This is a genomic window from Bacillus sp. FSL K6-0138, assembly GCF_037982765.1.
Taxonomy (GTDB): Bacteria; Bacillota; Bacilli; order Bacillales; family Bacillaceae; genus Bacillus; species Bacillus glycinifermentans.
In genome coordinates this window covers 1,499,050-1,512,991 of record NZ_CP150286.1, presented here as the reverse complement: position 1 = coordinate 1,512,991, position 13,942 = coordinate 1,499,050, and the positions used below count along the sequence as shown (strand labels likewise).

Genomic DNA, 13,942 nt, shown 5'->3' with positions numbered 1-13,942 from the left:
TTATTGAATCAACATGGCATCTCCAAAGCTGAAGAAGCGGTATTCGTGTTCAACGGCCGTTCTGTAAGCGGAAAGGATGTGCTCCCTGCCCGCAAGCGCGCTGACAAGCATGATAAGGGACGATTTTGGAAGGTGGAAGTTCGTAATCATCCCGTCTATTGCCTTAAACGTATATCCCGGATAAATAAAGATGGACGTCCAGCCTCTTGCTTCCTTGAAGCGCCCGTCATTCTCAGATGCGATCGTTTCAAGGGTTCTCGTCGATGTCGTACCGACGGAAATAATCCGTCCCCCGTCCTCTTTGACACGGTTTAAGATCGCGGCCGTTTCTTCCGTCATTTCATAAAACTCCGCATGCATGTCATGCTCTTCCACATTTTCCGCACTGACGGGCCTGAATGTCCCGAGTCCGACGTGAAGCGTGATAAACGCAATCTGCACGCCTTTTTCCTCGAGCGCTTTTAAAATCTCTTCCGTAAAATGCAGACCGGCCGTCGGCGCAGCAGCAGAACCTTGTTTCTTGGAGTACACCGTTTGGTAGCGCTCCTTATCATCGAGCTGTTCTTTAATGTAAGGAGGTAGCGGCATTTCCCCGAGCGAATCAAGCACTTCGTAAAAAATCCCTTCATAGCGGAACTCGATTTTTCTTCCTCCGTGATCGAGCTCTTCCTTGCAGACCGCCGTCAGACGGCCGTCGCCGAACGTCAGGACTGTGCCCTTTTTTACCCGCTTGGCGGGTTTGACAAGCGTCTCCCACACGTCGCCTTCCTCCTGCTTTAGCAGCAGGACTTCAACCTTGGCACCCGTTTCTTCTTTGATGCCGAACAGGCGCGCAGGCAGAACCCTCGTATCGTTCAGCACGAGTAAATCGCCCGGGTTCAAAAAATCGATGATGTGCTTAAAAGTACTGTGGGTAATGTCCCCCGTTTTTTTGTCAAGGACCATCAGCCGCGAAGCGTCCCGCTCTTTTAGTGGAACCTGGGCGATGAGACGCTCCGGCAGGTCAAAATCAAACAAATCTACTTTCATTTTTTTCACCTTATTCTATCTGTACTTATGCCTCACTTCATCCGTCCGAAGATCGAGAACAATACGGACAGGATGATGCTGATGACAATACATGTGACAACTGGAAAGAAAAATGTCACATTCCCTTTTTTTACAAAAATATCCCCCGGCAGTTTGCCGATGACTTGCATGAATAAACCGACGGCAAAAATGGCAGCGCCAAGCAGCATCAGCATTTTTGGAAAGTCAGTCATGTCTTTGGAACCTCCATTTTAAAATGGGTGTAAACGTCAGGCGTCACGATGCGTCCCCGCGGAGTCCTTTGGATGAAACCGATTTGAAGAAGATACGGCTCATACACATCTTCAATCGTATGGGATTCCTCCCCGATCGTGGCTGAGATCGTATCGATGCCTACAGGACCGCCGCCAAATTTTTCGATCATGCCCATTAAAAGCTTGCGGTCGATGTGGTCGAGTCCGAGCCTGTCAACTTGAAGGCGCTCAAGCGCGTCAACCGCCACCTCTTCCGTTATGGAGCTGTTGCCGAGGACCTGGGCAAAATCCCTGACCCTTCTTAAGAGCCTGTTGGCAATCCGCGGCGTCCCCCTTGACCGCCTTGCGATCTCCCGGGCGGATAGGGGGTCGATGTCGACTCCGAACAGTTCCGCCGTTCTCTCGACGATGTCTGACAGCTCGTCTTGCGTATAATACTCAAGCCTTGACAAAACGCCGAACCTGTCTCTGAGAGGCGCTGTCAATAGCCCCACCCTTGTGGTCGCGCCGACGAGCGTAAAAGGCGGAAGGTCGAGCCTGACAGAACGGGCGGACGGCCCTTTTCCGATGACGATATCAAGACAGAAATCTTCCATTGCCGGATACAGAACTTCTTCTATCGAACGATGCAGCCGGTGGATTTCGTCAATGAATAAGACATCGCCAGGTTCAAGCGCCGTCAGGATCGCCGCCAAATCGCCGGGGCGTTCGATCGCAGGTCCCGATGTCGTGCGGATGTTCACTCCCATTTCGTTTGCGATGATTGCGGCAAGCGTCGTTTTCCCCAGTCCGGGTGGTCCGTACAGCAGGACATGGTCCAGCGTCTCCTCCCTCATTTTCGCAGCTTCGATGAAGATTCTGAGGTTATCTTTGACCTTTTCCTGGCCGATGTACTGAGCCAGTTTTTGCGGCCGCAAACTTTGCTCAATCGCTGATTCATGGTTGTCTAGTTCACTTGATACGAGCCGCTCATCCATGAACATCACCTTACTTTAATAGTTTTTGCAGTGCTTTTTTGACATATTGATCTGTCGAAAGCGCCTCTTCTTTTTTCAGGTGAGGCTGCACTTTTTTAATCTCTCGGTCGGAGTAGCCGAGCGCGCTTAACGCTTCGAGCGCTTCCTCAAGGGCGGTTGCCGCTTCATGCGCCTGTTCCCGCTCCACATGATTGAACAGGCTTGCCGCCATCGCCGGGGCGACGTCCGCCAATTTCCCTTTTAGATCGAGAATGATCTGTCTCGCTGTTTTCTTTCCGACACCGGGGAATTTGACGAGAAAGGCTTCGTCCTCATTTTCAATCGCTTCAATGACTGCCCCGGGATCGCCGGAAGCAAGGATAGCAAGCGCTCCTTTAGGGCCGATTCCCGTGACATCAAGCAGCTTTGCAAACAGCATTCTTTCTTCCCTTGTTGAAAACCCGTACAGAGAAGACGCGTCTTCCCTGATGTAATGATATGTATAAATCGTTTCTTCGTTGTTTTCTTTATAAATAAACGGATTCGGCGCAAAGATCTGGTATCCGATTCCGCCGTTTTCAATAACGATATATTGGGGAGATACGTACGCAACGGTCCCCTTGACAAATTCGATCAACGTTCATTCACCTCTTTGACTGCTCTTCATTGTAACATAAAACAGGCAAAGCTAGAATGAAAAAGTTAACATATGTTCGCTAAGACGGAAGAAGTTCGGTTATTCTAATCACTTAAAAAAAGACATAACGGTGTCATGTCTTCATATCCTTTACATGATGCTCGCTCCCGGACGATTTCACAGCCTCAATGACGTGCTCGAATTCCTTTTTCGTCCGATATGGAATGCCTTTTTGAAGATCCTCAGCCATGCGGCTTTCAAGCCGTTTTATATCAATCTGAAAAAAGGATTGTATCGGCTCTGATAAAACGTCAGGACGTCCGTGAAACGTCGAAATGACGCCTTCTTCTGTCACGCCGATGTAACCGTTCGTTTTGCTGAGCGGGGAGATGTCATCGACTTGCTTGCGAAGCAGGATAAAGCCCTTTTTTTGGTCAACAAGCCGCCATCCTTTGTATGCGGCTTTCACATCCTCCGCTTTGCCGATGGTTTCTTCTCGATTTTCGATGCCTACATCGCCGTCCAAATACACTTTTTCAAACTGGATATGAACTTTTTGATCCGCGGCCGGATCGTTTGCCGAAGCCTTATGCTGAAAGGTAAAAACGACAGCAAGAGACAAACCGCCAAGAATAAAACCGATTTTCTTCCTCGTTTTCCGGCTGTTCATTACATCACCTTCTTTTTGCCTTCACGAATTTACCCATAGTTTGACCAACGCGTTTGGAATTTAACCGCTTTCTGCAGTTTATAATAAAATGCGCATGAAGCAGCGGAGAATTATTTTACAGGCTGTTTACAATTGTTACTTTTCCAGTGAATCATCTTGATTTCAAGCATTTAGGATGCAAAGTCGCCCATTCTCATGTATAAACAACAATATAGAGTTTTCTTTTTTGAGCCCCTAAAAAAAGAAGGTGAACGTAACGTGACGAAAGCGCAAACCCTTGCAGAAGCCGTCGTATATGACACGAAAAAAAGATTTAACAAGCTTGTCCAAAAACCTGATGACATAACACTAATCGGGAAAGGAAGAAGCGCTTATGTTTTTAAATTGAATGATCAGGGAAAAGAGATGGCGCTGAAGGTCTTTTTCCCCGAATTTCAAAAAACCGCCGAAAAAGAAGCGGAGATATACAAAAGGCTGTCAGGGTCTTCCTATTATCCGGATATTTATGAAACGGGCAGCTCATATATTTTAATGGAGTATATTAAGGGCCATACGTTTTATGAGTGTTTACATCAAGGCATTCCTATCGATGATGAAATGGTGATGGAAGTCGACCGCGCTTTACACGATGCGCGTCTGGCCGGATTAAATCCGTCTGACATTCACCTCCGCAATCTGATCTTGACGCCGTCAGGACGAGTAAAGGTCATCGATGTCGCCAGATTTACGCAAACGAAACAATGCACACAGTGGGATGACTTAAAAACAGCTTATCAAATCTTTTATAAAAAAAACGGATTCCCGCAAAAACTCCCAAAATGCTGGATGGAAATGATCGCTTTTCTTTACAAACGAAGCTGGCTGCAAAAACAATGGACCGCCAGAAAAAATAAATTTCTTTCATAAAGCAAAAGAAGTGAAACCCATCCGGCGCTTCAGCCGTATGCCTTTTTATGAAAGGAGAAGCGAAATTGGAGAATAAGAAAAAGCGTAAACAAAAGCATGATAAGTGGGATTTTTTTCATTTCTCAGACCTGATCGAGCCTTTGTTTTATTTGCTGAGATGGGCTTTCAAAGGGATCATCAAAATCATCAATTAACGAAAAAACACTCACGCTATTCGAGTGTTTTTTCATATGGCTGAGTCTAAAATTCATACCTCGAATTTGATTGAAGCGGACCCGCTTTTAACGGCAAAAGAAAATCCCCTTCGGAAAGAAGGGGATTTTTTTACTGCTCTTTTAGGCTCGCCAGCGGCACTTCCTGTTCGTTTTCAGGCTGGCCGAGCGGATAAATTCTCGCGGTTTCATTCTGCTGATCGACATGCTGAATATAAATCGGCCGGCCGTTGTAGGTGACGTCGACCATCACCGGCGATTCGACGATTTCCTGGGCGCGCTGTGTATTCATCATGGCATCCTCCTTTAGGTTTTATCCATAATGTGCTCACCGCGCCGCTATCGTATTCTTTATGACTGCGTTTTTTTGAGAGATCAGCGGATTTTGACGTATAACGGCAGGTCTGTATGCCCCATTTCACGGACATAGACGAACAGGTTGCCTTTGTGGTGGATCTCATGGCCGATCGCAAATTGAATAAGCTGTTCAGCTGTCACTTTCATGCCGAATGTCGTCGTCAGATCGATTTCACGGTCCAAGTCCTCATCAGTAAAAGATTCGAGCAGCTTGTTCGTTTTCTCGGTATACGTTTTCGCAAGCTCGGCAAGGCTTCCGTCCGCCTCTTCCGCCTTTTGTTTAAACGCGGCCGGGTTCCCTTCCTTAGCCGTCAAAGCAAACTTATAGAAAGAATCGAGAATATGAACAGCCAATTCTTTCGCAGACATTGATGTTTCAGTCGGTTTGTAGTCCAGATGTTTTTCGTCGATTTTTTGAATCAATTCTTCCGTCACTGTACGGTGTGATAAAAATTCCTTAATGATGCTGTTTTTGCGCGTCATTTTCGAATTCCCCCTTTTTGATGTGGCAGATCAATCATAGAATAACATGTTTTTCCTCAGGAATAAATTAAGCTTGAGCCTTAACATTTGTCTTCCAATACTTTTCGAACCGCACGGACGTATCGATAAAACGTCCGCGTTTTTGTTTCTGCTCTTTTTTTATAGGAAAAATTCCCAAAAAATTCTTTTCGCTGCGCGGTGCTGATTTCCAGCTGCACGCTCAACCCGCTTTGGCTTTCATTGTTGATATTCTCAGGGTGCGTTCCGGCGAATTTTCCGTCCTTTTCCACCAGTTCGGCAGAAAAATCTGATTTTTCGAGCGATCTGACGATGGCTTTCGCCAGCCTTCTGTCCGTGCCTCCGACCAAAGTATGCGGCCGGTCTCCCGAATATCCGTGAAACGCAATCGTGTAGCGATATTCTTTTATTTTTTGCATGGCCAGCGGCTCATCAAAATTTGTGCTCGTCAGGTGCAAATTTGAATTGTTCTCATCTTTTTTCCCTTCAAATAAATATGTTGAGAAATCGTTGTTAAACGCGCGGACAAGCTCGCTGACCCCGCCTTCAATCCTTCCTCCGTGGGGAGAAAAAATGAGACAATCGCTACCGGCTTCTTCATGATAGTCGATGCTATAATTGTTTTTTTCATGCGCTTTTAGTTCCTCGAAATTGGCATACCTGTCCCCTGCCTGGCGCTGAAATTCCTCTCTGGACGTTTTCTCCGCCCATCTGCAGACGCCATTTATCATCACAGCAGCGATCGCCAAATAGATGAACACTTTCTTTTTCATGTTTTCTTCCCCTTTTACAGCTTATCTTACAAGTATAAGGGCATGTCCTCCATGCCCGCCTGTTATATGTTTTTTGACTTTTTTGTGACACAGTTATTTTACGCTTTACATATTGCTCATTCAATTATGAATAAGTTCGATAAAAAATAAAAATTTAAATATTTTTATTAAAACAATTCTTTTTCAGTAGTTTGAAAGAAGGATAATTGTTATGAGGAAAATCCGATAAGAAAATATCCCGGCCAACTCCGTTTTTTTCTGACGCCGCATTCTCCGTGAATCTGAGCCCGATTTCTGCAAACGGGGTATACGGTTTGATAAAAAAGCGACGAATCGCTGTCATGTTTAACTGCAAAGTATATTTCATTTTTCATCTCCTTCTGTTATCCTATTAGCTGATTATAAAAGCGCAGGTGAAAAATATGATAGAATCAGAATTTGAAACAAAAGGGTATGATTTGACAATAGTTTACGACTACAATCAGTATCCTGATGTCCGTCACGGCCGCTGTGACAATTGTGATTATACGCTCTTCAAAAGCTCAGTAAAAAACGGGCAATTCTTGCGGGAATGCAGACGCTGCGGCATGAAAAAAAGCATTTAATACAAAAAAGCTGCGGATGTCTCCGCAGCCGTTCATCTATAAAAAATGCCGGCAATGCTATATCAGCTTTGCCGACAAACCAAGCCAACGATTTCCTATTCGTCGTTATTTTTCTGTACAATCGTTCCGTCAATGGCCTGACCGAGCGTTCCGTTCAGCTGGGAATTCAGACTGTTGATACTTTGGATATAATCGTTGACAAGGTTTTGAATGGATTGGTTCAGCTCTAAGTTTTGATTGTTTGTCCAGTCGACATTGCTTAAATCGACATTGCCGTTCTGCTGAACCAAGTCAGAAATGGACTGGCCAAAGCCAGAGATCATATTGTTGACCTGCTCAAGGATTTGGGCCGTTTGTGCATTCAATTGCTCTGCATTAACAGCCGGGATGTCATTTTGGAAATTTTCAGCCATTTATACACCCTCCTTTCCCTTTATGCCAATCTCCCTCATAATATATGATCCAAAACCAATCTTGTCTCCGCTGCTGTTCGGGAGCGGTTTTGAAATGGTTAAAAACATAGGAAAAGGACGCTCTTTCATTACAGCGTCCTTTTTATTTAATGAACGTTGGTATACACTTCCTGGACATCATCATCATCTTCAAGCGCATCAACGAGTTTTTCGATTTTTTCCTGAACCGGTTCATCAATTTCGGCATACGTCTCCGGGACCATTGTGATTTCAGCTGTCACAGGCTGATACCCGCGGTTTTCCAATTCCTTTTTGATCTCCTCAAATTGCTCCGGTTCTGTATATATTTCAAACAGTTCATCGCTCGTTTCAAGCTCATCAGCGCCTATATCAATAGCTTCGAGCATGAATTCATCTTCATCTGTATCAAGTTCCTCACGCTCGATGGCAATATATCCTTTTCGATTGAACATGTAAGAAACGCAGCCCGTCTCTCCGAGGCTGCCGCCGTTTTTGCTGAAAGCGGTTCTGACGTTTGTCGCCGTACGGTTTTTGTTATCTGTTAAACATTTGACCATTACAGCTACACCGGAAGGGCCGTAGCCTTCATAGGTAATTTCCTCATAGTGGCTGCCGTCCTGGTTTCCGGCCGCCTTTTTGATCGCACGGTCAATGTTGTCATTCGGCATGTTTGCCCCTTTGGCTTTATCAATTGCGAGACGCAGGCTTGCGTTGGATTCCGGATCAAGTCCGCCCCCTCTTGCCGCAACATAGATTTCTTTGGCAAGCTTCATGAAAATTTTGCCCCGTTTTGCATCTTGGGCATTTTTTCGTTTCTGAATGTTTTTCCATTTAGAATGGCCAGCCATGTCTTTCTACCTCCAAACAAATTGTGTCGTCTCTATGTATCACTTTAAACGTTTTTGCCCGGTTTTGTAAAGAAAACGGGAAAAATGCCGGGACGTCTGAGCCCGGCATTTTGCTTGTCACTGGTTCCGCAGGCGGTTCAAATGCTCGTTCGTGGTGTCCCCGCGGTTCCATACGTTTTGGAAATTGTTATTCATTTCCCGAAGTCTGGTGAATGTACCATCATCGGCTGTGATTTGAACGGTACGATTGCCGGCAAAGTCTTTAGCCGTTTTTCTGATTTGATTTTTATCATCATTCGTCAGCCTTTTGTTGGCCCGCACGGCGATAATGACCGTTTGGTCTGTTACAACCGCCTGGCTTTCGTTAATATCGTCCATTTTATTGACACGTTCGGTGATGTTCCGTGAGATGGCGCGGTTTTTCGGCGTGTTATATCCGGTGTTGGCCGCATTTACCAAATGGTTGTGATAATTCATGTCTCCCCTGCTGTAGGTTCCATCTCCGGTCGGAATGCGATTGTTATACGATACGTTCGTTGTGCCGTTTCGGCCGTTCATATTTTCCATCATGTCGGTTACAGGACCGTCTTGATCGTAACCGGCATCACGCTCCGGATCGTTTGAATAGTATCCGACCGTGCGCGTATTGTTTCTCGTATCCATGGCATTGTTATAACCGCATGCTGAAAGACCCGCCGTTAAAAGCAAGATACTAGAGAACACTTTCAGCTTCTTATCCAATGGTTGAACCCCCCGTGAAAACCGCTTTAATTTTTGAGCATGACGCTCATTTTTAGGATGTGCGGGATGCCGGGAGTTACCCTTGACAGTTATAGACAATATGCTCTTTTTGGTATGAAGCGCTTAAAGGAAAGACAACATTAAAAAAGGAACGATATATCATCGTCCCGAATGAAATCAGTCTTCATCCTCTTCCGGTCTTCCAAACATTTGCCCTCCAGCCGGCTGCTGTCCGTATGCTCCTGTTCCGTAAGGTGCACCCATTTGCGGCATTTGTCCGGGCATTTGTCCGGGCATTTGTCCGGGCATTTGTCCGAATGGCATGCCGCCTGGGTAGCCTGTCGGAATGCCTCCCGAATATTGCCCCGGTCCGCATCCGCAGTCTTCTTCACCGGCGTGCGCAATGTTCGGGTCACCCGTGTGTCCGACATTCGGCGGCGCAAATGAAGGGTACGTTTGACCCGGATAAGCTCCGTAAGACGGCATGTAGGCCGGAGCCGTCATGGGCTGATGATGGTGGGTGTGATGATGGCCGGCATTGTCGTGTCCGACGTTTTCTCCGCCTCCATATTCTGCCGGAGATACATAGCCATGATGCGGATAAGGCATATAATGCATGTGGGCAGGATACCACGGATGGCACAAACCAGAACCCGGCAATACCGGTGAAACCGGAATCAAGCAACCCGGATAATACGGATAGTGGTGAAAGTAGTGCGGATGATGATAATATCCGGCTGCTGCTACGTTCGGCATCCCGTGATATGCAGGGGGTTCCTCAGCTGCCGCTCCTGCGTGCTGAGGGTTCGGAACGTTTGGATAGTTGACGTTTTCCATTTTACTCTCCTCCTCATTTGTCCATGGAAAATACATGTTTGACTCTTTCTCTTGATGTTCATAAGGTTTTGGAGGTACAAACGGCTGATGGAGCTGGTTTACATTTTGATAAAGATTGGAAATATCGCCTTCCGGCAAACCTGGCTGCCCCAGATTGGGGACAGGCGGAACGTACGGGATTGAAGGCTTTTCTTTCATCTTTACGTCTTCGATTTCCACTTTTTCTTTAGGCTTTTCTTGTGCAAATGGGTGCTCCATTTTTGGAAGTTCCTTTTTGGGAAGCTCCTTTTTCGGCAATTCCTTCTTTTTAGACAATTCCTTACGCATATTGAGCTGTTCTTCTTCTTTTTTGACCGGCACTCCTCCAGACGGTACTTTTATTTTCATTCCGGGCATGATCAGATCCGGGTTGCTCAGCTGAGAATTTAATTTCTTCAGTTCCTGAAAGTCTACTTCGTATCTTTCTGCAATTTTTTCCAGAGAGTCGCCCTTTTGGACAATATGAATTTTCAACGTTTTCCCCTCCTATGCAAAAACGTGAACGAACGCATTAGAATAACAAATATGTTTCCTCACAAATTTATGCGGAAATAGAAGGGGTTATGATAAAAACTTGGTCTTCGGCGTCAGCTGATGCTTAGCATCCTGTTGAGAGCGCTGATGGCATCTTTTGCGATGTCTTCTTCAACTTTTATTACACCTACAGGTTCGCCTTTATCGATTTGCTCTAATGACCACAGCAGATGCGGCATGTCGATTCTGTTCATCGTCAAGCACGGGCACATGTCCGGATTGAGAGATTCGATTTGTTTGTCAGGATGCTCGCTGATGATTCTCTGTACAAGGTTCATCTCTGTTCCAATCGCCCACTTGCTCCCCGGTTCAGCCTTGTTGATGGTGTCGATGATGTATTTCGTAGAACCGCTGAAATCGCTCTGCATCACGACTTCGTGCGTACATTCGGGATGAACAATGACATTGATGGCGGGATCGCGTTCTTTTACGTTTTTAATATTATCCACGGTAAATTTTTCGTGGACTGAACAATGCCCCCTCCACAAAATAACCTTTATCTCCTGCACATCCCCATCGTACAGCAGCTTTTCTTCAATTGGATCCCAAACTGCCATCCGGCTGAGGGGAATGCCGAGATCATATGCCGTATTGCGCCCCAAATGCTGATCCGGAAGAAATAAAATCCGCTCCTTTTGTGTAAGCGCCCATCTCAGTATATGTTTGGCGTTCGATGATGTGACTGCAGCTCCCCCGTTTCTTCCGGTAAAAGCTTTAATTTCAGCCGTCGAATTCACATATGTCAGCGGAATGACCGTCTCCCCGAAGATGTCCGTCAGCTTTTCCCATGCCTTGTTTGTTTGCTGCATGTTGGCCATATCGGCCATTGAACAGCCGGCTCTCATATCTGGCAAAACGACGACCTGATTGTTTTCCGTCAGCATGTCTGCGGTTTCTGCCATAAAATGCACCCCGCAAAACGCAATATATTCCGCTTTGTTGTTGTGCTGCGCCACTTGGGCGAGCTGCAATGAATCCCCTGTGGCGTCCGCAAATTGGATGACTTCATCTTTTTGATAGTGATGGCCAGGGATAAACAGCTTTTCTCCGTATTTCTCTTTGATATGCAAAATTCTCTTCTTCATTTCCTCTTCGGGCAGCTCTTTATAAGAGCCGGGCATCATCATCTTTTCGTTCATGTTGTTCATCATGTTTAAAATCGACATTTTGTTATCTCTCCCATTTTCTTTAAATTGACATTCATACTGATATCAAGGGCTTTCGCCGAATGCGTCAAATAACCCAGTGATATGTAGTCAACTCCTGTCCCCCTGTAAAACGGCAAATTTTCGAACGTAATGCCGCCCGATGCTTCCGTTATAATGCCCGGAGGCGTCATGTCCGCAAAATTCCGCACCGTCTCCGGAGAACAGTTGTCAAACATAATGATATCCGCTTCAGCTTCGATCGCCTCGGCGAGCTCTTTCTCTGACTCGATTTCCACTTCGATCTTGATCATGTGCCCGCAGGCTGCCCTCGCTTTTTCGACGGCTTTTCGGATCGAGCCGCAGGCGGCGATATGGTTGTCTTTGATCATGACCCCTCCGTCGAGTCCAAAGCGGTGATTTGCGCCGCCGCCCGTTTTGACGGCGTGTTTTTCAAGCATGCGGAGCCCGGGAGTCGTCTTTCTCGTGTCACATATTCTGATCTCAGGGTCATTTAAACGCGAGACCGACTGCTTTGTCAGCGTGGCGATGCCTGACATTCGCTGAATGAGGTTTAAAACGACCCGCTCACCTGTCAAAAGCGAGGCTGCCGGTCCTTTTAGCCTGGCGATTACTTCCCCTTTTTCAACGGGATCACCGTCATTTTTATCGATGTCGACGGCGATTTTGCTATCGATCAGTCCAAAGCCTTCCTTTACAACCATCGCCCCTGCAAACAAGCCGTTTTCCTTCGCAGAAATGAAAGCCTCGCATTCCTGATCTTCGGCAAAAATGGCCTGGGACGTGAGATCTCCCCAGCCGACGTCTTCTTTGAAAAATTGTTCGAGCATGCGTTTAAGCGTGAGCTGCTGCATTGTTCACAATCCCTTCGTTTTGTCTTATCGTTATGCTTCCTTTTGAATGAACGATCTGTTTGCCTTTCCATCCCGCATCATCCCGAAAAGGAAAATCAGAGCGAAAATGCCCGCCTCTGCTTTCCGTTCGCAGCAAGGCGGAATCTGTCATCAATCTGGCCGTCTGCCACAAATGGGCCAATTCAAGCGCTTCCTTTGTGATTTCTTTCACATTTATCATCTGAACCGGCATCTCTTCAAACCATTTTTTCACCTTCTTCAGTTCGTCCGCCGTTCTGATGATCGAAACATGATCGGTCATGTTTTTACGGATGTCTTCAAGGCTGCATTCAGGCACGGCAAATGCAATTTCTTTCAAGCTTGGCCGTTTTGCGCTGAGAGACGTTCCAGTCGTTTCGGTTTGGATGCGTTCTGCCGCTCTTTTTCCGAAAACGAGGCATTCCAGAAGAGAATTGCTCGCCAGCCGGTTGGCGCCGTGAAAACCGGTGCACGCCGCTTCTCCGATGGCATAAAGGTGCGGCACTGACGTTTCCCCCCACCTGTTCACAGATATGCCGCCCATTAAAAAATGCATGCCGGGCGATACGGGAAGCCGGCCCTCTTCAATTGAGATTCCCGCTTGATCGCAAAGAGTAGTGACTGTCGGAAACCGCTGATGAAAGTCCGGAATTTCGCTGATATCCAAAAATACGCGGCTTCCCTGCTTCTGGTAATCATGAATCGCACGCGCTACGATGTCGCGGGGCGCCAAATCCTTTAACGGATGTACACCTTCCATGATCCTATGCCCGTTTTCATCAATCAGGACGGCCCCCTCTCCGCGGACGGCCTCTGAAACCAGTCCGTACGCTCGCCCGTTTTTCGCGAGCAGCGTAGGGTGAAATTGGACAAATTCCAAATCGGTCAGGCAGGCTCCGGCCCGGTATGCCAATGAAAGGCCGTCGCTTGTCACTGAGCGGTTGTTCGTGTGCAGTTGAAAAAGGTTTCCGCACCCTCCGGCCGCCAGCACCACATGATCCGCCTTCCTGAGACGCACCGAGCCCGCCTGATCTTTTGTCCAGACGCCTGCACAGCGGCCGTTATCGATCCATAGCTCACAAGCGGCTTCGTATTCCTTCAGGATGACATTCGAATGAAGCCGGCTGATGAGATGCCGGACAAGCATCCGTCCCGTCGCGTCTCCGCCGGCATGCAAAATCCGGCTGGCCGAGTGGGCCCCCTCCCTGCCGAGCTGAAGCCGCCCGTTTGGGTCCTTGTCAAAAGGAAAGGCTTGGCTGATCAGCTCCATCACGAATCTGCGTCCGTCTACGATAGCATCATTGACTGTTTCGATATGATTGTGGCCGCCTCCGGCGTACAATGTATCCTCAGCGTGCGCCGCAGTTGAGTCCTGCGGCAGTACAGAGGCGGCAATACCGCCTTGGGCGAGCATCGAATTGCTGTCATGCACCGAGCTTTTGGTGATGACGATGACTTCATATGAAGGCGGCATCGCGGCAGCAAACGACAGCGCAGCCGCTCCGGCGCCGACCACAACAATGGTCTGAGAAGACATGATGATTCCTCCTGTAAATTCACATGTGTCTTGA

The 13,942-nt window shown here is 47.2% G+C and carries 19 protein-coding genes; 3 read left to right on the top strand and 16 right to left on the bottom strand.

All coding sequences use genetic code 11. The features are described from left to right. The 5 genes from queA to MHB78_RS08190 form a co-directional block, all read right to left on the bottom strand. Entirely contained in the window at window positions 1-1,029 is a 1,029-nt protein-coding gene (queA, locus tag MHB78_RS08210; protein WP_046132095.1) for a tRNA preQ1(34) S-adenosylmethionine ribosyltransferase-isomerase QueA, read from the bottom strand. A 32-nt stretch (window positions 1,030-1,061) separates the two neighbouring features. Continuing rightward, window positions 1,062-1,262: a DUF2905 domain-containing protein gene (locus MHB78_RS08205; protein ID WP_046132094.1), complete on the bottom strand. Its 201-nt coding sequence runs from the start codon at window positions 1,260-1,262 to the stop codon at window positions 1,062-1,064. Next, a complete protein-coding gene (gene ruvB, locus MHB78_RS08200) occupies window positions 1,259-2,260 on the bottom strand; it encodes a Holliday junction branch migration DNA helicase RuvB (RefSeq protein ID WP_046132093.1) in 1,002 nt (333 codons plus the stop codon). Before ruvB ends, MHB78_RS08205 begins: the two co-directional genes overlap by 4 nt. Before the next feature lie 10 nt (window positions 2,261-2,270). Then, window positions 2,271-2,876, bottom strand: a complete 606-nt coding sequence (ruvA, locus tag MHB78_RS08195) for a Holliday junction branch migration protein RuvA (protein ID WP_046132092.1) — start codon at window positions 2,874-2,876, stop codon at window positions 2,271-2,273. 133 nt (window positions 2,877-3,009) lie between these two features. Next, entirely contained in the window at window positions 3,010-3,546 is a 537-nt protein-coding gene (locus MHB78_RS08190) for a BofC C-terminal domain-containing protein (RefSeq protein WP_046132091.1), read from the bottom strand. Between the two features lie 258 nt (window positions 3,547-3,804). On the opposite strand from MHB78_RS08190, the gene MHB78_RS08185 reads away from it, so the two are divergent. Both MHB78_RS08185 and MHB78_RS08180 read left to right on the top strand, forming a co-directional pair. Further along, window positions 3,805-4,452 (top strand): phosphotransferase, encoded by a 648-nt coding sequence (locus MHB78_RS08185; RefSeq protein ID WP_046132090.1) that lies wholly within the window; start codon window positions 3,805-3,807, stop codon window positions 4,450-4,452. 65 nt (window positions 4,453-4,517) lie between these two features. Next, window positions 4,518-4,646 (top strand): hypothetical protein, encoded by a 129-nt coding sequence (locus MHB78_RS08180; RefSeq protein ID WP_269082053.1) that lies wholly within the window; start codon window positions 4,518-4,520, stop codon window positions 4,644-4,646. Between the two features lie 130 nt (window positions 4,647-4,776). On the opposite strand, the gene MHB78_RS08175 is transcribed toward MHB78_RS08180, so the two are convergent. The 4 genes from MHB78_RS08175 to MHB78_RS08160 all read right to left on the bottom strand — a co-directional run bounded on the left by MHB78_RS08175 (window position 4,777) and on the right by MHB78_RS08160 (window position 6,662). After that, complete coding sequence (locus MHB78_RS08175; RefSeq protein WP_046132089.1) at window positions 4,777-4,956, bottom strand: small acid-soluble spore protein H; 180 nt, start codon at window positions 4,954-4,956, stop codon at window positions 4,777-4,779. 83 nt (window positions 4,957-5,039) lie between these two features. After that, window positions 5,040-5,504 (bottom strand): DinB family protein, encoded by a 465-nt coding sequence (locus MHB78_RS08170; RefSeq protein WP_046132088.1) that lies wholly within the window; start codon window positions 5,502-5,504, stop codon window positions 5,040-5,042. A gap of 80 nt (window positions 5,505-5,584) precedes the next feature. Then, window positions 5,585-6,295: a poly-gamma-glutamate hydrolase family protein gene (locus MHB78_RS08165; RefSeq protein ID WP_046132087.1), complete on the bottom strand. Its 711-nt coding sequence runs from the start codon at window positions 6,293-6,295 to the stop codon at window positions 5,585-5,587. Window positions 6,296-6,449: 154 nt separating this feature from the next. Then, entirely contained in the window at window positions 6,450-6,662 is a 213-nt protein-coding gene (locus MHB78_RS08160; protein ID WP_046132086.1) for a hypothetical protein, read from the bottom strand. Window positions 6,663-6,720: 58 nt separating this feature from the next. Between MHB78_RS08160 and MHB78_RS08155 the strand changes: the two genes are divergently transcribed. Next, the gene (locus MHB78_RS08155) at window positions 6,721-6,900 is read left to right on the top strand and encodes a hypothetical protein (protein WP_046132152.1); all 180 of its coding nucleotides are present in this window, start codon (window positions 6,721-6,723) and stop codon (window positions 6,898-6,900) included. 95 nt (window positions 6,901-6,995) lie between these two features. Here MHB78_RS08155 and MHB78_RS08150 read toward each other — a convergent pair whose 3' ends face one another. The 7 genes from MHB78_RS08150 to nadB all read right to left on the bottom strand — a co-directional run bounded on the left by MHB78_RS08150 (window position 6,996) and on the right by nadB (window position 13,908). Continuing rightward, a complete protein-coding gene (locus MHB78_RS08150; RefSeq protein ID WP_046132085.1) occupies window positions 6,996-7,313 on the bottom strand; it encodes a hypothetical protein in 318 nt (105 codons plus the stop codon). Between the two features lie 146 nt (window positions 7,314-7,459). After that, a complete protein-coding gene (locus MHB78_RS08145; protein ID WP_046132084.1) occupies window positions 7,460-8,182 on the bottom strand; it encodes a YebC/PmpR family DNA-binding transcriptional regulator in 723 nt (240 codons plus the stop codon). 117 nt (window positions 8,183-8,299) lie between these two features. After that, window positions 8,300-8,923 (bottom strand): YhcN/YlaJ family sporulation lipoprotein, encoded by a 624-nt coding sequence (locus MHB78_RS08140; protein ID WP_046132083.1) that lies wholly within the window; start codon window positions 8,921-8,923, stop codon window positions 8,300-8,302. A gap of 177 nt (window positions 8,924-9,100) precedes the next feature. Then, the gene (safA, locus tag MHB78_RS08135) at window positions 9,101-10,273 is read right to left on the bottom strand and encodes a SafA/ExsA family spore coat assembly protein (RefSeq protein WP_065894603.1); all 1,173 of its coding nucleotides are present in this window, start codon (window positions 10,271-10,273) and stop codon (window positions 9,101-9,103) included. Window positions 10,274-10,386: 113 nt separating this feature from the next. Beyond that, on the bottom strand, window positions 10,387-11,499 hold the full coding sequence (gene nadA / locus MHB78_RS08130; RefSeq protein ID WP_046132081.1) for a quinolinate synthase NadA: 1,113 nt from the start codon (window positions 11,497-11,499) through the stop codon (window positions 10,387-10,389). Then, window positions 11,487-12,353: a carboxylating nicotinate-nucleotide diphosphorylase gene (gene nadC / locus MHB78_RS08125; RefSeq protein ID WP_046132080.1), complete on the bottom strand. Its 867-nt coding sequence runs from the start codon at window positions 12,351-12,353 to the stop codon at window positions 11,487-11,489. The genes nadA and nadC overlap by 13 nt, the downstream gene beginning before the upstream one ends. Then, window positions 12,334-13,908: an L-aspartate oxidase gene (gene nadB, locus MHB78_RS08120; protein ID WP_046132079.1), complete on the bottom strand. Its 1,575-nt coding sequence runs from the start codon at window positions 13,906-13,908 to the stop codon at window positions 12,334-12,336. Before nadB ends, nadC begins: the two co-directional genes overlap by 20 nt. Window positions 13,909-13,942 lie beyond the last annotated feature (34 nt).